17 protein-coding genes are annotated in these 16615 nt (G+C 66.0%); 6 read left to right on the top strand and 11 right to left on the bottom strand.

Features of this window, described 5'->3' with window-relative positions:
- Positions 1–196: 196 nt before the first annotated feature.
- Positions 197–1357: a DNA cytosine methyltransferase gene (locus tag DEJ32_RS14365; protein WP_258369079.1), complete on the top strand. Its 1161-nt coding sequence runs from the start codon at positions 197–199 to the stop codon at positions 1355–1357.
- A 55-nt stretch (positions 1358–1412) separates the two neighbouring features.
- Positions 1413–2129 (top strand): GIY-YIG nuclease family protein, encoded by a 717-nt coding sequence (locus DEJ32_RS14360; RefSeq protein ID WP_181420697.1) that lies wholly within the window; start codon positions 1413–1415, stop codon positions 2127–2129.
- Positions 2130–2683: 554 nt separating this feature from the next.
- Here the strand turns inward: DEJ32_RS14360 and DEJ32_RS16045 are convergent.
- The 5 genes from DEJ32_RS16045 to DEJ32_RS14340 form a co-directional block, all read right to left on the bottom strand.
- Positions 2684–3388, bottom strand: coding sequence for a hypothetical protein (locus DEJ32_RS16045; protein WP_146234169.1), 705 nt, complete (start codon positions 3386–3388; stop codon positions 2684–2686).
- On the bottom strand, positions 3385–4500 hold the full coding sequence (locus DEJ32_RS14355; RefSeq protein WP_110901766.1) for a DUF262 domain-containing protein: 1116 nt from the start codon (positions 4498–4500) through the stop codon (positions 3385–3387). Before DEJ32_RS14355 ends, DEJ32_RS16045 begins: the two co-directional genes overlap by 4 nt.
- A gap of 712 nt (positions 4501–5212) precedes the next feature.
- Positions 5213–5845: a uracil-DNA glycosylase gene (locus tag DEJ32_RS14350; protein ID WP_258369076.1), complete on the bottom strand. Its 633-nt coding sequence runs from the start codon at positions 5843–5845 to the stop codon at positions 5213–5215.
- Positions 5846–5918: 73 nt separating this feature from the next.
- Positions 5919–6398 carry a DUF4395 domain-containing protein gene (locus DEJ32_RS14345; RefSeq protein WP_110901764.1) on the bottom strand — a complete coding sequence of 160 codons (480 nt, stop codon included), beginning with the start codon at positions 6396–6398 and terminating at the stop codon, positions 5919–5921.
- Entirely contained in the window at positions 6395–6727 is a 333-nt protein-coding gene (locus DEJ32_RS14340; protein WP_258369083.1) for a thioredoxin family protein, read from the bottom strand. The genes DEJ32_RS14345 and DEJ32_RS14340 overlap by 4 nt, the downstream gene beginning before the upstream one ends.
- Between DEJ32_RS14340 and DEJ32_RS16555 the strand changes: the two genes are divergently transcribed.
- Entirely contained in the window at positions 6660–7025 is a 366-nt protein-coding gene (locus tag DEJ32_RS16555) for a hypothetical protein (RefSeq protein WP_258369084.1), read from the top strand. The genes DEJ32_RS14340 and DEJ32_RS16555 overlap by 68 nt on opposite strands.
- A gap of 169 nt (positions 7026–7194) precedes the next feature.
- Positions 7195–7665 (top strand): hypothetical protein, encoded by a 471-nt coding sequence (locus tag DEJ32_RS14335; RefSeq protein WP_146234168.1) that lies wholly within the window; start codon positions 7195–7197, stop codon positions 7663–7665.
- 15 nt (positions 7666–7680) lie between these two features.
- Here DEJ32_RS14335 and DEJ32_RS14330 read toward each other — a convergent pair whose 3' ends face one another.
- The 5 genes from DEJ32_RS14330 to DEJ32_RS14310 all read right to left on the bottom strand — a co-directional run bounded on the left by DEJ32_RS14330 (position 7681) and on the right by DEJ32_RS14310 (position 11728).
- Positions 7681–8199 (bottom strand): hypothetical protein, encoded by a 519-nt coding sequence (locus DEJ32_RS14330; protein WP_110901761.1) that lies wholly within the window; start codon positions 8197–8199, stop codon positions 7681–7683.
- Positions 8200–8429: 230 nt separating this feature from the next.
- Entirely contained in the window at positions 8430–8999 is a 570-nt protein-coding gene (locus DEJ32_RS14325) for a hypothetical protein (RefSeq protein WP_110901760.1), read from the bottom strand.
- Between the two features lie 112 nt (positions 9000–9111).
- Positions 9112–9696: a hypothetical protein gene (locus DEJ32_RS14320; protein ID WP_110901759.1), complete on the bottom strand. Its 585-nt coding sequence runs from the start codon at positions 9694–9696 to the stop codon at positions 9112–9114.
- On the bottom strand, positions 9693–10943 hold the full coding sequence (locus tag DEJ32_RS14315) for a hypothetical protein (RefSeq protein ID WP_146234167.1): 1251 nt from the start codon (positions 10941–10943) through the stop codon (positions 9693–9695). Before DEJ32_RS14315 ends, DEJ32_RS14320 begins: the two co-directional genes overlap by 4 nt.
- A 41-nt stretch (positions 10944–10984) precedes the next feature.
- Entirely contained in the window at positions 10985–11728 is a 744-nt protein-coding gene (locus DEJ32_RS14310; RefSeq protein WP_146234166.1) for an ATP-binding cassette domain-containing protein, read from the bottom strand.
- Between the two features lie 116 nt (positions 11729–11844).
- Here DEJ32_RS14310 and DEJ32_RS14305 point away from each other — a divergent pair, with 116 nt between their 5' ends.
- Positions 11845–12276, top strand: a complete 432-nt coding sequence (locus DEJ32_RS14305; protein ID WP_110901756.1) for a hypothetical protein — start codon at positions 11845–11847, stop codon at positions 12274–12276.
- Positions 12277–12403: 127 nt separating this feature from the next.
- A complete protein-coding gene (locus DEJ32_RS14300) occupies positions 12404–15901 on the top strand; it encodes a bifunctional RecB family nuclease/DEAD/DEAH box helicase (protein WP_181420696.1) in 3498 nt (1165 codons plus the stop codon).
- A gap of 45 nt (positions 15902–15946) precedes the next feature.
- Here DEJ32_RS14300 and DEJ32_RS14295 read toward each other — a convergent pair whose 3' ends face one another.
- Positions 15947–16576 carry a GPP34 family phosphoprotein gene (locus DEJ32_RS14295; RefSeq protein WP_181420695.1) on the bottom strand — a complete coding sequence of 210 codons (630 nt, stop codon included), beginning with the start codon at positions 16574–16576 and terminating at the stop codon, positions 15947–15949.
- Positions 16577–16615 lie beyond the last annotated feature (39 nt).

Below are 16615 nucleotides of genomic sequence, written 5' to 3'. Positions count from 1 at the left end.
TGACTCATCCTCGCGGAACAACTACTCGCGGCGCGGCCACCTCTTTTGGGGGTTCGCGCACGTCCATGATCGCGGGGTGTCTAGATCCTCAGCGCGAGGGTGGAGACGAGCTGCGACCACTGCACATCGGCCGTCCACCCGGTCGCCGATGGAGCACGGCACCGGGGATGTCGGCATCGAACGGTACCCTGGCCACGTGCAAGAGATCGTCGAACTAGCGTCAAGCCGCCCTCGGGTGCTTGAGTTCTTCGCGGGCATCGGACTCGCGCGACTTGGGCTCGAATCTTCCGGCTTTCGGGTCGCTTGGGCAAATGACTACGAACGCGACAAGATGTCGATGTATAGGAGTCAGTTCGGGGAGACGTCCGGCGATGCTGACTTCTTCTTTGGTGACATCGCAAGTGTCTCGGCCGATCAACTTCCCCAAGGTGCGTCATTGGCGTGGGGCTCGTCCCCATGCACCGATCTGTCGCTAGCGGGTTCGAGAGGAGGCCTTCGCGCTGGAGAGTCTAGCGCATTTTGGCACTATATCCGCCTACTTCGCGACCTTGGCGAAAGCCGTCCTGAAGTCGCCGTCTTGGAAAATGTCGTTGGCCTGGCAACGTCGCACGGCGGGGATGATTTGGCGGCTGCGGTGCGAGCATTCAACGACTTAGGCTACTCGGTCGACGTGTTAACGCTGGATGCGCGGCGCTTTGTTCCACAGTCCCGGCCTCGTTTATTCCTGGTTGCAGCCAAAAATCCTCCGAAGTCCGAGAATGCAGCTCCTTCGGAACTGCGTCCGGCGTGGCTCCAAGGGGTTTATAGCGATCCAACACTCCGAACTCATCGTGCTCCTCTTCCCAAGCCTCCTGAGCTCCTACTTGAAGGATTTGGTGCAATCGTAGAAGCGATGCCGGATAGCGACGAGCGATGGTGGGACAGATCGCGAGCCGACTTGTTCGAGGCTTCGTTGTCGCCGGTGCAAGCAGCGAGGGTAGCGGAGATGAAGCGATCAGAACAGGTCGTCTATCGTACCGCCTATAGGCGCACTCGTAAGGGAATCCCGGTCTGGGAAGTGCGCCCAGACGATATTTCTGGATGTCTAAGAACCGCGCGCGGCGGCTCGTCCAAGCAAGCCGTGGTCAAGATGGGCGGCGACGAGATATTAGTGCGTTGGATGACTCCCCTTGAATACGCGCGGCTTATGGGCGCGGGTGATTTCAATCTTCAGGAGACGCGTACGAATCAGGCTCTTTACGCTTTTGGTGACGCGGTTGCCGTTCCAGCCGTCGACTGGTTGGGAAGGAACTACCTCATGCCGCTAATAAGAAGGAAGGTTGAACATTTGAACGAAGAGGAGAGGGCTGTTGGGTAGCCGCGGAATTGCCTCGTACAATGTGCCGGCGCGAAAGCCTCCATCTAAGAAATCAATGCCGACACGTTTTGTGCAAGAGTTTCGCAAATTACTCAGCGAAGCTCTTGCGATAGTGGAGTCGACAACCGGTAAGAAGCTGGGGCAATGTATTGGCGTATACGCCTTCTATGACTACGACGGCGAGCCGATCTACGTCGGGCAGACGTGGGAGCAATTCGGAACTCGAGTTAGACGGCATCTGACAGGTCAGCGTTCGGACACCCTCGCATATCGCATTCTTGACCCCTTTGAAGTCGCTTCAATGGAACTTTTTCCGGCGGAAAATGCGCGAGCACTGCCAAAAGTGGAAAAAACTCAGGCTATCAATGAGTTAGAGTACTCAGTTTATCTGAGCGCCATTGATCAGTCTAAATATAAAGCGATCCTGAACGAAAAAATCCCTCCCGTTTCTGCGGAGGTCCCAATTCCGAAGTCCTATCGGTTCAATCTCATCCCGTCCGACATGCGGGAAGAGCGAGAACACCCGGACGTTAGGCTTGCTCGGCGCGCAGATACACTTTCACGTGTTGCCGCGGTTGCACATGAAAGAGGTGAGGTCTCGGCGGGACTTCGGCGTGTGATCGTGATCCAGGCGGTGCGACTCGCTGATCTGGCTGCCGCCCGGCTCGCTTTCGCCGAAGGCCGGGAGCGGCCCCGCCCGTCCGCGATCGACGTTCAGTCTTTGGTAGGCAATGTGCTCGCCGAAGCAGATACGGATGAAAGCAAGGACTGAGCCTGCGTTGCACCAGTTTGCTCCCCCGTCGTAGCCACCACCCCAACAAGCTCTCGTCATGTCGTCCCTGGGATGTTCCGCCACTGCTGAACCGGTCGGTGAGCCGGCAGACAAATCCGAAGTCGAACATACCAAGCGTCAGCCTGGTCGTCTGTGATTTCTAACTAGTCTGTGCTCGAATAGCCGCAAAGAAACGCGCGGTACATATCTTTGCCTACTTTAGGCCCTCTTTCCCGATCGGCGCGGTATCCAATAGCGGAGTGGTGCCTTACTTCCTCAGGTGTCTGCTCAAGTTAAGGGCAGAGATACAGGGAGGTTCCAAGTATGGGGTGAAGGCCATGAAGCGATGTTGCTGACTAATCAGCTTCAGTCATCCTCAGCGATCCCCATCGATTGACACAAACCGTCTCAAGGGCATTCGAATGGCGCTGCCCGACACAAGATGGCCGAGGTTCAGCGTTACCTGAGGGAGTGGTTGTCGTGATTATCTCCGTGCGCTCGTAACAACGTAAGTAATCTCATATCTAGCGGTAGTCGTAGCAGATGGCGGCTATCTACCAAAGCAAAGAAATCTTCCCCGCGACTGTTGCTATTGCTTGGGCAGCTGCACTACCAGATTGAATCATCTGCGAAAGGTTCGTTGTTTCTCGAACGCCGAGCTGTATTCGAGATGCTCGATCATGCATGGCTCTTCCGCGGAGCGAAACGAGTTCTCGTAGATCAGTCGCAAGGCTTGGCGGCAAAGTGACCAAGCGCTCAACGCCTCGATTTCCTGCGCTCTTCTCGAAGGTTTTCGCGTTGAGTTGAACCCCCAATGGATGCAAAAGCTGTTCGATGTACTTTTCTCCCGTGCCGTGGTTGTTCTTGATCCTCTTAGCCCAGAATTCCGCGGCACCGCTTTCTCTCCAGGCCCACGCGACGTGCACCGGATTTGACATCAATTGAGATTTTGAAGGTATGACCGCCACCTGCAGCTTCTGTTGCGCCTCAGCTCCATAGTAAAGCAGTGCGTTCAGAAGTACCGGGTGGCAATGCGAATGATCAATAGCCGCTAGTCCCTGAGCAAGGAGCTGTTCTGTGGAATACTCTAATAATGCTTCGGCTTCCGCATGTAGAAGACCGACGTAGGCAGCCGCGTTATCGCTTCGGACCGGAGTCCAGGTTGTTTCTTTCTGCGCGACAAGCAGAAATCGCTCCCGTAGGTATAGCTCGCGTTCTAGGAGTGCCTGGCCTCGACGGTGCAACATGACTGGCTTCAAGATGAAGACTCGAGATCAGAGAGTTTGCTGCCCCATGCCTGGAGTCGGCCCTGCACGGCTACTGGCGTCTTCGTCGTGGTGCTGATCCAGCCCGCGAATTTCGAATCGGAGCTTAGCGACTCGAAAGCCTGACGAACCGCTCGCTTTTGCTCTAATGCCCGTTCTCGGGTCACTTCGTTCGCAAGTTCCACAACCATGATGTCAAAGATTGCTCTATTGAAGCGCCCCGAATAGCCATTCTCTACGTCATACCTTTGGAAGGCGTCGCCGCCGAAGATGCTGAAGGTCGCTTCGATGGCGAGTTCGATGTCGTCGCTGGCTTCTGAAACTTCGCGGCGGGTTTCGGGCTTAGACCATGACCGGTTTAGCTGTCGCGTCGTCGTATCAAGAAAGGCTTTCAAGTTCCCACGATATTGACTTGAACGTAGCACGAAGGCGAGAGCGCGCAGCCAAAGCTCCGCGTCCCGTAATCTATAGTCTGGCCCGCTGATGTTGAGTAGGCGTTGTATGCCCGTGCTCTGCGCGCTGCGTTCGTCTAGATATTCTGTGAAAGGGCCAGCAAGCAAGGACCGCCTAAGTTCGTGCGTCGAGAGTGGCGTTACCTGCGTATTCAGGCGATGGAATACGAACTGAAGGACTTCATCTTTCTTCCAGTTACGCAAGACGACCGTTCGTACTGGTACATTAGTGAACCGAGAGGCTTCCGGTTGTGAGATTAGCTCGTCAAATAGGAGACCATTGAACTGCGGAAGAATCTCTAGGCCAGTAAGGCGAAGTGTCTTGTCGACCATGAAGCGCTTGAGGGTGCTCAATCGCTGCTTCCCATCGATGACCACATATTGTTCACCATGCGGGCCGTTTACGGGCAGTTCCGCCAACGTGATCGGCGGTACGGGGCAGCCGACGATTAGAGACTCGATAAGCAAGGATGCCTTTTTGTCGTTCCAGACGGATCGCCTCTGGTAGGGCGGGTCTACGTCGAAAACGTCCCGATCGATTTGGTCCGCAAGTGCGCCAGTGGTCCAGTCGGTAGTCCAAATGACAGTCTCGGGCAGGAACTCGCGAGTAACTCCTCTGAGATCGTCATCGTCGTGGTCGTCGTCCCAATCCATGATTCCCTAGTCACGCAGCGTCGTTCAGGCCTGCCCCTGGGCCGGTCGGCCAAGTGGTTCTAGGTGAAGAATACACAGTTTGCGTCGAGAACCGGCCGAGGGCTCGCAGGATATCGCCCGTTCCGGGGGAGCGGAGCGGCCGGTTCGATTGAGTCTGTCGCCGCGACTAGTGGCTCTCAGCCGCAACCTCGTCCTCGCGCCTTGACAACTCTGATCCGCATTCCCGCTTCTAGCGTTCATTGTGGGTGCTACGCACTACGAGGCGGACGCGGGGGACGCGTGGGTGCTGTGGTGCGTCGCGGTCCGGGACACGGTGCTGCACGCCGACCTCGACGTCCTGCGCGGATTGGACCTGCTCCCTCCCGAGGCGCGCCGGACGTGGACGGGGCGGCTGGTCGCGGCAGAGCACGCGGAGCCGGTCGCTTTTACCGCGACGAACGGGCAGGTGGTGTCTGCGCTGCAGGCGGCCTACGCGGCGGTGCGGCTCTCGACCTCGCTCGAGGACGCCCTCGTGCGGCGGTCCGGTCGGGGAACGACACGGTCATGGTCGCGGCGATCGCCGGAGGCAAGGGGGCGCTGTGAGGGGCGGCGGCGCTGCCGGAGGAGTCGCGGGCGATCCTGCACGGGTGGCCGGAACTCCGGGCGGAGGACCTCGTCACGATGCCCGAGCAGGCTGTCGGCACCCGCTGAACGCGAGCGTCCGGCGCCGGGCTCAGCGCACGAGTTCGACGACCTTCGTCAGCGTCCTGGTGAACCGTTCCCGAGCACCGACCTGCGCAAACGACTGTCCGGCAGGATGCACGGTGCGGAGCGCCCGATACCGGCCGCCGAGCTCGAGATCGAGGTGGGCGTCCCAACCGTCCTGTGCCTTCCGCCCGGCGAGGACGATGACGCGGAGCTCGGGGAGTAGATCCAGCAGGCCCCGCAATTCGCTCGCCCCTTGCTCGATCTCTTGAGCGGTCGGCTTCACCGACGCGCGACCGAGCACCCACGGCACGATGTTCCAAGCGAGTACGTGCTCGTGGAGACCCACAGCGTTGCGAGTCGTCCAGACGTTGTGGGCTGTCGGGTCGTCGTTGTCGACTGAGATGAACCCGGACCCGCCCCATCCGGGCACGGTCTTCGCGCCCGGCGCTTCGAGGAGCAGCAGTACTCGCGCCTCGATGCCGGACTCCGCCGGGTCGAAGTGCGGCAGGACGATGTCCGGCTTCTCAGAGCAACGCTTCTCCTCGACACTGCGCGCCCAAGCCTCGAGCGGGAGGGTACGTTCTGCCGTCGCCAGCATGTCGTTCCGAGTGGCGAGCACTGCAGGAGCACGGAAGCCGCGCGGTGCGTTGAGGAACATGCCGCGAGCGTATCGATCTTCGGTCAGCTGACGAGCGCCGGTGGAGGAGGGTCCTACACGAACTCAACTCGTGTCACGCCACGCTGCTGCGGCCCCGGAACACCCCGACCCGCACCAGCCAGACGTACATCAGGCACCCGATGCAGACATCGAACGCAGCGTTGAGGAACGCGGCGACCAGGGCGACGGCAGCACCGACCGGTGCGGCGTAGGGGACGCCGATCAGTGCCAGGACGAGTGCGACGCCAGTCACCACGAGTCCAACCCGCTGAGCAAACGTCGGGGGCTCGGGGGCCTCGAGTTCGGCGGGCGTAGCGAGTCGCGGGCGCACCAGGCGGCGGAACACCGCGCCGTACGGGTGCCGCGCGATGCCGGCGAGCCCGCCCCAGGCGAAGAGCGCGGCGATGACGGCGAGCAGCACGATGCCGATCGTCCGAGTGCTCTCGTTGAGGGTGAGGACGATGTCGAGCGCGAGCAGGACCGTCGTGATCGCGGCGCCGAACCGGGGTGAGCGCGGGTCGATTTCGCGGGACTGTGCGGGGGAGGTGGTCACGAGTGCTCCTCGGTGAGGACGGCGTCGAGCGCGGCGACGAGTTCGGGCTGGCGGGGTGGTCCGCCGAAGCGGGCTCGGACGGTGTGCGTGCCGTCCACGAGGAGCACGGTCGGGGTCTGCATCACGTCGAAGCGGCGGGCGAGATCTGGTCGTTCGGCGAGGTCGATTTCGAGTCGTCGGACGCGGTCCGGACCCGGCGCTGTTGATCTGGATGCTGCGACCGCGTCGAGTTGGCGCGCCGTGGCGGGGCAGCGCGCGCACGTGGGCGTTGAGAACTGGAGGAGCGTGGCGGCGGTACCGAAAGCCTCCCGGCTGGCGAGATCGGACACAGTTGTCGCGTCGCTAGGCCGGGAAGTGACCACGCTTGCTCGACCGGTCCTGCTGCGCAGCAGCAGGCCGAGGACCGTCGCGACGGCGAGGACACCGGCGACGATCGCGAGGGAGCCGGCGACGGTCATGTCTGGACCCTACGTCGCACTCGCGCTGAGAGCGAGGGTGTTGAGTCCCGTGACGACGGTGGTGTTGATTGATGCCGTTCACCTCACGGGCGTCATGAACTGTTCGAAACGAGCCTGTTACGTGATGTTGATACATCAATCGCTGCTCGACGCCAAGTTGGAGGCATGAAGAGCAACACGAAGAAGCGCGGTTCTCCGTTCCGTCTCGCCCGCACCCTGACCGTCGGGTCGGTGGCGGTGGGTGTGCCGATGCGTCAAGGCGATCTCGTGCCGGAGGCCCTGCGGTCGCTGGTGGCTGTACACGTACCGAGAGCAGTGGGTGTGATCAGATGGGGCTGATGCGCGCCGAAGCGTTCTTCGTGCGCCGAGCCGGCGTCGTCGTGGCTGAGCCGACTGGTGGAGTAGACCGGTGGCAACCGTCCGCCGACCCGCAGCGCTGGTGGGCGGAAATCGAACCCGACTTGGCCGCCGTGGCCGCCGACCATCGCCACGTGGTCGAGATTGAGGTGCCGGACACCTTCCCCGACCACGGGAAGGTCGGGCGGGTGATTCGGGATGCCGGCCGGGCAGCGCGTCGCGACGCGGTCGAGCGCAGTCGATCGTCGGACATCGACGGGCTGTTCGACTCCCTGGATCGAGTGCCCGACTCCTGGCTCCCGTACGAAGTGCGAGTCAGCGAAGTACCGGGGGCAGGGCTGGACGCCTTCGTCGGGACACTGCTTCCGGTTCCGACGGATGAGATCCGCGACGTCCTGGGAACGGGGTGGTGTGATCTGATCCGGGTCGAGCCCTGGCTCACGCCGGACTGACCGACACGATCGCGGTCAGTCCGGGATGCCGAGCGACTCGCACTTCGCCCACTGCTCCGGACGGTGCTGCGCGAGCCACGCGGTGAACTCGGCGTAGCCGCGGTGGGTCGTGTAGATGCGGAACTGCTTCTTCTGCTGGTGGTTCCAGCCCGTGAGGCTGATGTAGACTGTGCCGTTCTGGCTCGACTGGCGGCCGAAGCGGAGTTTGTCCAGGTCGTTCACATCACGGCGACGCTTGCGCCCTAGGCCGGGCCTGACGTCGTACCGCTCGTCGTAGACCGTGATGCGGCTGCGGTTGAGGATCAAGCCGAGGGGCAGGGCCACGATGCTGGCACCGATGAGCATCGCGAACACCGCGCCATCGGAGTCCGGCGCGATGCTCGACTGCAGGATCGCTCCGAGGACACCGATGCCGAACGCTCCGAGTCCGAGCCACAGGATCAGCGTCGAACTGATCCACGACCGCCGCACGACGAACTGCGGCGTCGCAGTGCCCTTCCTGACGGTTCCACCCCAGGTGTTGATGTTGCTCATCGTTCCCCCTCCGACGAACACGGTACCGGGCGGAGGTCGGCAGTGCTCCGCTCCGCGATGGCGGCCATCGGTCGAGTGCGTGTTCGACGCGTTGTGCGGTCACGACCGGGTCGTCGTGCTCCCGGGCACCCATGACCCGGCGGCCCTCAGCGGCCAGGGTCGCTCCGCCGCGGGCGTCACGCTGCCCGTTGGCGAGAAACTTGCGTCGCCACAGTGCCGCGACCGCTTGGTCAACTTGACGCCGATGCGACCTCGACGTATCGACGGGCTCGCCGCGAGCTCCGCACGAGCATCGGCGTCACCACCACCGCCGCCACGACGAGCAGCGAACACAGGACGCGGCTGAGCCAGACGGAGAACATCTCGTCACCCATCAACTGCGGCAACTGTGGGCCGAGGATCCCGAGGTAGAGCAGCAGGAACTGGCCGAGCGCCAGCGGCTGGTAGACCGCCATCAACCGCGCTTGATCGAACGCGCGCCAGCCGAGCTCGGAGCCCGCCGGTTCGACCGGAACGCCCGTCTTGATGGCTCGCCCGATCATCTGCCGCTCGGGACGAGGGAGGCCCTGCATCGGCGCCTGCATCTTCATCGCGATGCGGAAGCTCGTCGCCATGACGGAGAAGGCGCCGGCGATGCCGCCCAGCGAGAACGCGAAACCTGTCGTCGTGAACACCGTGGTCACTAGTGACTCGCCGTGGCTCACCAGCCATCCGAAGACCCCGCCCACGATCAGACCGACGGCGACGATGACGGCTGTCCGACGCCATGTCCGGCGCGCGACTCCCTGGTACTCGTCCATTGCTCCAACACTAGGAGGACAGGCGTCGATCGGCGCGTGCTCGAGCCTCGGTTCCGATGATGCCCACTGCGCATGCCCGCTCGTGAGGGCGCTCCTGGTGCGCGGCAGCGACTCAACGCTGCCCGGCGACTCTCCGCACGCTGAGGGCCACCGCCGCGAGGACGACCACCAGCGGGAACACCCAGTACTCCGGCTCGCTGCTCGTGGTCACAACGCCCGCCCAGGCGGCGGGGTGCCCCGGAGCCTCCCGGCCGAACAGTGCCGCGTGGAACAGGTACACCACGCCCGGGACGGACTGGTGCCGTGCGTCGAGCCACTCCCGAGCCACAAGTGCGAGGCCGAGGAACGTGCCGGTGTTGCGGACCGTCGCCAGCGCTGCAGAGCTCTCGGCACCAGCCGCCAGTGCGATGCCCGACACCGCGACGACGAGCACGAGGACGAGCGCGATGGCACCGAGTTCCAGCAGGTCCGTCCGCCGCACTGCCGCCCGCGCAGACGCTCGATCGAGACACGTCGTCGTGATGATCGCGAGGACCAACGGCAGGACCGCGGCGACGGGGATCGAGGCGAACGGCGTGGTGCCGCCCAACGCGGGGAACAGCAGCGAGAGCGACCCCGACCCGATCGACAGCAGGGTGAGCACGACCGCGGAGACGACCACGAGCGGCAGCCGGTGGACGCGCAGCCACCACCTCATGCTGACGGCACCGGGAGCGGACGAGCCGAACAGTCGGTCAATCGGTCCGTCGTCTGCGTGATCCAGCGCACCTGCTCCTCCAGGGGAGCGCGTTCAAGGGCGGCGAGCGTTCTCGGGTTCTGCATCTCGACGGCGGGTTCGACATCTCGCGGTTCGACGATCCCAACGGAGGCGACGTCGATCAGCCATCGGTCGACGACCGCGGCCTCCTCGAGCCGCTGGTCGTAGTCCCGCTCGGATCCGCAGTAGCTGGCGACGGTGTCGGGCAGCAGCGCAGTCGTGATGCTGTGCACGAGATCGGCCTCGGACATGTCGACCTGCACGACCATGTTCAGCGTCGTGGAGGTCGACGGCTCGTTACTCGTCCGGATCGTCGCGGGGAGTGACACTCCGGCCGCTTCGAGGTTGCGCGCCGCCGAACGGATCACCCGTTCCGGGTCCGCACGCAGCAGCTGCTCCGGGAACAGGCAGATCGTGGGCCGTGTCCCCGAGCAGGTGGCTTCAGCCCGTGGCCGTTCGACGATCGGACTGGCTCCGAGTCCCGACCCCGCCAGCAAGGACAGCACCGTGGTCGTGGCCATGAGCGCGCTCCCGACCAGGAGCCCGTGCCGGCGAATGACACTGCCGGTGGCGCGGTCGCTCACGGCGACGACGAGCAGTGCAGCACCACCGAGCACGCTGTAGAACAGCGCGATCGTGGGTGGGCGGCCGTCGAGCGCGGTCTCGACCGAGCAGCAGTCCGACATCGTGAGCCCGGCCAGGTACCGGAGCGGGAAGGAGTCGACGGCCCAGGTGAAGCCCAACCAGCAGTACGAGACCAGGAGTGCGGCCGGCAGGCCGGCGACCGGCGGGAGCCAGCGGCCGCACACGAAACCGAGGCAGGTGTGGAAGAAGATGATGCCGACGTACGCGAGCAGGACGACGGGGGACGGGCCTCCCGGCGAGTCCCAGGAGTGCGCGCTCGCGATCGCGACGCCGAACAGTTGCAGGAGGAGGCCGGCAGCCATCGGCGACCAGAGCAACTGCACGAGGACCGCGGACACCAGCCGCCTACTGGTCCTGACGCCGATCAGCAGTGATCGGTAGCGCCTTCCCTCCCATGCGCCGGCGACCGCCGCGACCGCGCACGAGAAGATGAGGTAGATCGCAGCGGCTGCCGTCGCGGCCGGCCAGTATCCGACGACCGTCGTCTCGGACCCGAACTGCGCGGTGTAGCCGACCACTCCGGCCAGCCCTGGCAGGGTCACCCACACTGCGGCTCGGCTCCGCCAGGGGACGAGCGGGCGCATCAGTCCTCCCCGTCCGCGAACTGCGTGTAGGCGGCGACGACCGCAGCCGCCGGCTCCCGGCCGACGAAGGGGCGCGTGAAGTCAGCGACCGTGCCGGTGAACGGCACCCGCCCGTCGACCAGGACCGTCACGTGTTCGATGGTCGCCACGACGTCGTCGGTCTGGTGGGTCGAGATCAGGACCGAGACGTGATCCGGGAGGCCCTGCACGACCTGGGCGAACCGGTTGCGTTGAGCGGGATCCAGCCCCGCGGTCGGCTCGTCGAGCAGGAGCCAGGACGCTCCGGAGACGAGCGCGCTAGCGACGCCGAGGCGTCGCATCTGCCCGCCGGACAGGGTCGAGGCTCGCTGATCGGCTCGCGTCCCGAGATCGACGGCTGACAGTGCTCCTTCGGCACGGTCCCATGCGTCCGCCCGGGTGAGGCCCTTCAGCCAGCCGCTGTAGGCGACGTGCTCGCGGACGCTCAAGCCCGGCATCGCGACACTCTGCTGGGGGAGCCAACTGACTGTCTGTCGGAAGCGGCGGCGGTTGCCCTTCGTCGACGCCGAGCCCACCGGGCCGACGGTGATGGTGCCGCTGCGTGGTCGCAGAGCGTCGGCGATCAGTGCGAGGAGGGTCGACTTCCCGGCGCCGTTCGGCCCGAGCAGGACCGACCTGCCGGTGGGGACATCGAGCGAGAGGTCGGTGAAGAGCGGTGGCCTGCGCGGGTGCGCGAAGGAGAGGTCGCGAAGGGTGATGGTCATGAACACTGATTCCTTGCATTGAAATGTCAGCGAACACTAGCATCGCGACCACTGGGGTCAGCCGATCCCGGACCACGACGGCTCCGGCTGAGCCGCCACTGAAGCAAGGAACACGAATGAAGAGCACGATGAACCGCCGCGCGCTGGCGCTGGTGGCCGCCACGACCCTGGCCGGGACCGTCTTCGCCGCGACACCTGCCTTCGCGGAAGGGGCCTGGTCGTCGCGCCTCACCAATTCGGCGATCGGCAAGAGCTCGCGCAGCTGGCAGGACTCGCACAAGGACGCTGTGCGGACGACCACGACGTTCAGCAGCTGCCGTATCTCCGGGAACGCGACGGGGTTCGCCTCAGCGACCGTGACGCTCTACGACGAGCGCGGTCTGCTGCCGGATCAGAGCAAGGGCTCGAAGACCAACCGGTGCGGCAAGAGCGACTGGGGTGTGATGACCCGGTCCGATCGCTACCACTGGACGATCTCGAAGCTCAATGGCACGTCGTACGCCCCTGCGCTGCGGCTCTCGGTGAACTCGCTCCGACAGACGTACTGAGCGCGTGCGCCCGGTCGCCGTCATGGTGACCGGGCTGCTTCGTCCGGCCTCGGCCCGCTCTCACTGACCGGGTCGGTGGCCGCCCCTAGAGTTCGAGGGCACCATCGACACGGACAACGGGAGCGCAGTGCAGATCACCGAGGACGGCCGAGCCCTGCTCAGCCCGAGCGACCTCACCACGTGGGCGACCTGCGAGTGGGCGTTCCTCCGCCGCCTCGACGCCAAGCTCGGCCGCGGCGAACCCCTGCCCGACGAGCACGACGACATGCTCGACCGGACGGCCCGCCTGGGGGACCAGCACGAGCTCGACCACCTCGAGATCCTCAAGCAGACCCACGACGTGGTGGAGTTCGACCGCCCGGCACCACCGCAGTACGCCGAAGCCGCCGAACGAGCGCGAACCGCGATGCGGGACGGCGCCGACGTCCTCTTCCAACCGACGTTCCACGTCCCCGCGTCCGCAGACGGCACGGGCTTCATCGGCTTCGCGGACTTCATCATCCGCAACGACCGCGGTGAGTACGAGGTCTACGACACCAAGCTCGCCCGACACGCCAAGATCAGCGCCCTGCTGCAGCTTGCTGCCTACGCCGAGCAGATGCGGGCGAACGACATCCCGACCGGGCAGCAGGTGCACCTGGTCCTCGGCGACCGCACGACGACCACGCACGACCTGGCCGACATCGTGCCCGTGTACCGCACGCAGCGGGCGGAGTTGATCCGGGTGATCGACGAGCGACTCCACCCACAGGACGCCCTGCAGTGGGGCGACCCGCGCTACTCCAGCTGCGGCCGGTGCTCCGCCTGCCAACAGGAGGTGCAGCGACACCGCGACCTGGTCCTCGTCGCCGGCATGCGCCTCGACCAGCGGACGAAGCTGATCCGGCAGGGCGTCCGGTCGATCGACGACCTGGCGGTCCGGACCGCGCCGGTGGCGACCATGTCGAAGACGACGCTCGACCGTCTGGTGCGGCAGGCGAGCCTCCAGATCGAGACGGAGCGCGCGGCCGACAGCAGCGACGCTGCCAGCCCGACCCGCGGGCCGGCCTTCGACGTCCTGGACGCACGGGCACTCGACGCGATCCCGGCACCCGATCCCGGCGACGTCTTCTTCGACTTCGAGGGCGACCCCCTCCACACCGAGGACGGCGTGCACTGGGGCCTCGACTACCTGTTCGGCCTCGTCGATGACCAGGCCGAGTTCCGCGCGTTCTGGGCGCACACGATCCGCGACGAGCGCCAGGCGCTGCTGGACTTCCTCGCGTTCATCGCCGACCGCCGAGAGCGGTACCCGGACATGCACATCTACCACTACGCCTCGTACGAGCGGACGCACCTGCTGTCCCTCGCCGCCCGACACGGGGTGGGCGAGGACGCGGTGGACGATCTGCTGCGCGCCGGCGTCCTGGTGGACCTGTACCCGATCGTGCGGAAGGCCCTGGTCGTGGGGAGCCGCAGCTACTCGATCAAGAAGCTCGAGCCGCTGTACATGGGCGACGACCTCCGACTGAGCGAGGTGACGAACGCGGCCGACAGCATCACCGCCTACGTCGACGCGATCGAGGAGCTCCGCACCGGCGACCCCGCCGAGGGGCAGCGGCAGCTCGACCAGGTCGCCGACTACAACGCCTACGACTGCCGGTCGACGCTGCGCCTCCGCGACTGGCTGCTGGACTTGCGCGCCGAACACGCACCGGACGCCACCACCACGACCGAGCTCGAGGGCCTGCCGCCCATCCCGGTCGAGCGCGAGCCGAACCCGGTGACCGTCGCGCTGACCGAGTACATCGGCGACGTCGACGCCCTCGACCGCACGCCCGACCAGACCGCGCTGGCGCTCGCCGCAGCCGCGATCGACTACCACCGCCGCGAGGCGAAGACGTTCTGGCAGGACCACTTCGACCGGCTCCGCAACCCGGTCGACGAGTGGGCCGACACCCGGGACGTCCTGGTGGTGGAGCGCGCGTCCGTCGAGCGGGACTGGGCGACGCTGCCACGCGCCCGCTCGCTGTCACGGGAGATCCGGTTGTCGGGGACGCTCGCGCCCGGCTCGCGGCTCCGGCCGGGAGGCTCACCCCACCTCGTCTACGACGACCCACTCCCGGCGTCCATCACCGCCCCGGGTCCCGGCTCGAAGGGCGCGACGGACCGCGCCTCGATCCTGGAGGTCTGGGACAACGGCGACGCCACCGAGGTGTTGCTCCTCGAACGCATGCCGGTCGGCGGGGGAGAACCGCACGCGGACTTCCCGGTCGCGCTCGCGCCGTCGTCACCGCCCCGGGCGAAGCCGCAGCCCGAGGCCATCGCCGAGTGGGGCGCCGCGGTGCTCGACGCCCTGCCCGAGATGCTGCCCGACCCGGCGCTCGACCTGCTCCGGAGGGTGCCGCCGCGCGGGACCCTCGAGCCGGTCGTCGGCGACGACACAGTGGGTGCCGTGGTGGCGACCCTGCTCGGACTGGACCGGTCGTACCTGGCGATCCAAGGGCCTCCTGGCACCGGCAAGACGTACGTCGGGTCGAACGTCGTCGCGACGCTCGTGCGCGAGCACGGTTGGCGGGTCGGTGTCGTCGGGCAATCCCATGCGACCAGCGAGAACTTCCTCGACGCGGTCATCGCCGCTGGCGTGCCGGCGGAGCGGGTCGTGAAGCAGCCGAAGAGCGGTGCCGACGCCGAGGAGATCGAGGCCGCACGGTGGACCCCGGTGAAGAACGGTGCCGCCATCGCCGCGTTCCTGCAGTCCTGCGCCGACACGGGTACCGGGGGAGTCGTCGGCGGGACGGCGTGGACCTTCGCGAACGACGCGACCATCGGCCGGCGTTCCCTGGACCTGCTCGTCGTCGACGAGGCCGGGCAGTTCTCCCTCGCGCCGACCATCGCCTCCGCGATCGCCGCCTCCCGTCTGCTGTTGCTCGGGGACCCGCAACAGCTCCCCCAGGTGTCGCAGGGGTCGCACCCCGAGCCGGTCGACGAGTCCGCGCTCGGGTGGCTGGCGGACGGCGAGCACGTGTTGCCGCCGGAGTTCGGGTACTTCCTCGCGAAGACCCGGCGGATGGAGCCGGCGCTGACCGCGGCGGTGTCGGGGCTGTCCTACGACGGGCAGCTCGCGTCGATGGTGTCCGGGCGGCACCTCGAAGGCATCGACCCGGGCGTGCACCCGGTGCCCGTCGTGCACGCGGGGAACACGACCTCGTCGCCGGAAGAGGCAGCGCAGGTCGTCGCCCTGGTGGCGGACGTCGTCGGCCGCACCTGGACGGACGAGCACGGCATGCGGACGCTCACCGACGAGGACGTGATCGTCGTCGCGCCCTACAACGCGCAAGGTGCGGTCATCCGGGACGCGCTCGACCGGGCGGGCTTCGGCGGCACGCAGGTGGGGACCGTCGACCTGTTCCAGGGCCGGGAGGCCGTGGTCTCGATCACCTCGCTGGCCGCGTCCTCGGCGGCGGACATCCCGCGCGGGCTCGACTTCCTGCTCATGCCGAACCGGCTCAACGTGGCGCTGTCGCGGGCGAAGTGGGCGGCGTACCTCGTGCACTCGCCGGCATTGACGACGGCGCTGCCGCCGTCGATCCCGGGGCTGGCACTGCTGTCGCGGTTCATCGAGCTGGTGGCACCGCGGGGCTGACAGCCCGAGCGGTGGCCCGTCGAGGCTCACCGGGCGGGCGGCGCATCACACCGCTCCTGCACCGCCCGTCGTCGCGGCCTGCGCCGCCAGGACCGACTTGACCGCCGGCGCGACCCAGTCGCCCTCGGTGATGCGCCGGACGGTGACCCGGTCGACCTTGCCGAACTGCTTGCGGAGCGTGCCGGTGGCGTCGAGCAGGCCGATGAGGGCGGCGGTGAACGGCGTCGGAAGCAATCTCCCTTCCAGGACGTCTGCGATCCCCGCACGGAGGGCTTTCTCCGGGCCGCCGTCCCGCTCCGGGTAGACCGTCGACCGGAAGATGCCCAGGACCCGACGCTCTTCTCGGTCGAGGATGCCCCGGTCGACCAGCCCGTCGAGGACGGCGATGCGGAGTGGGTTCTTGCCGAAGCGACCCACCCAGAACCCGGCCCGTCGCGACTTCGGTGCGGCCACGATCTCGGTGAAGGGGCCGTCGAGCAGCGGATCGCCGGTCAGTGGTGCCTTCCGGGCGATGACGTTCGGGTGCTCGTACGTCAGGAGCCCGCGGAGCGCGAGCTCGCCGATGACCGCACCACCGAGCCCGACGGTGATGCCCTGCTCGGTCAGGCCGACCTTGCCGTCCGGGCGGACGAGCAGCAGCGCGAGCGCCTGCGGGAGGGTGAGTTGCTCAACCATGTCCGCATGCTGCCACACGGAAGGACGCAGGACGACCGG

The sequence above is a fragment of the Curtobacterium sp. MCPF17_046 genome, assembly GCF_003224295.1.
GTDB lineage: Bacteria > Actinomycetota > Actinomycetes > Actinomycetales > Microbacteriaceae > Curtobacterium.
The sequence above is the reverse complement of the archived record's forward strand: the minus strand, read 5'-3'. Positions and strand labels throughout refer to the sequence as shown.

What these genes read in the sequence shown, in the direction of transcription:
- DEJ32_RS14360 (WP_181420697.1), top strand. Translation starts at nt 1,413, where the DNA reads ATGCCGACACGTTTTGTGCAAGAGTTTCGCAAATTACTCAGCGAAGCT.
- DEJ32_RS14355 (WP_110901766.1), bottom strand. Translation starts at nt 4,500, where the DNA reads ATGGATTGGGACGACGACCACGACGATGACGATCTCAGAGGAGTTACT.
- DEJ32_RS14350 (WP_258369076.1), bottom strand. Translation starts at nt 5,845, where the DNA reads ATGTTCCTCAACGCACCGCGCGGCTTCCGTGCTCCTGCAGTGCTCGCC.
- DEJ32_RS14335 (WP_146234168.1), top strand. Translation starts at nt 7,195, where the DNA reads ATGCGCGCCGAAGCGTTCTTCGTGCGCCGAGCCGGCGTCGTCGTGGCT.
- DEJ32_RS14330 (WP_110901761.1), bottom strand. Translation starts at nt 8,199, where the DNA reads ATGAGCAACATCAACACCTGGGGTGGAACCGTCAGGAAGGGCACTGCG.
- DEJ32_RS14325 (WP_110901760.1), bottom strand. Translation starts at nt 8,999, where the DNA reads ATGGACGAGTACCAGGGAGTCGCGCGCCGGACATGGCGTCGGACAGCC.
- DEJ32_RS14320 (WP_110901759.1), bottom strand. Translation starts at nt 9,696, where the DNA reads ATGAGGTGGTGGCTGCGCGTCCACCGGCTGCCGCTCGTGGTCGTCTCC.
- DEJ32_RS14310 (WP_146234166.1), bottom strand. Translation starts at nt 11,728, where the DNA reads ATGACCATCACCCTTCGCGACCTCTCCTTCGCGCACCCGCGCAGGCCA.
- DEJ32_RS14305 (WP_110901756.1), top strand. Translation starts at nt 11,845, where the DNA reads ATGAAGAGCACGATGAACCGCCGCGCGCTGGCGCTGGTGGCCGCCACG.
- DEJ32_RS14295 (WP_181420695.1), bottom strand. Translation starts at nt 16,576, where the DNA reads ATGGTTGAGCAACTCACCCTCCCGCAGGCGCTCGCGCTGCTGCTCGTC.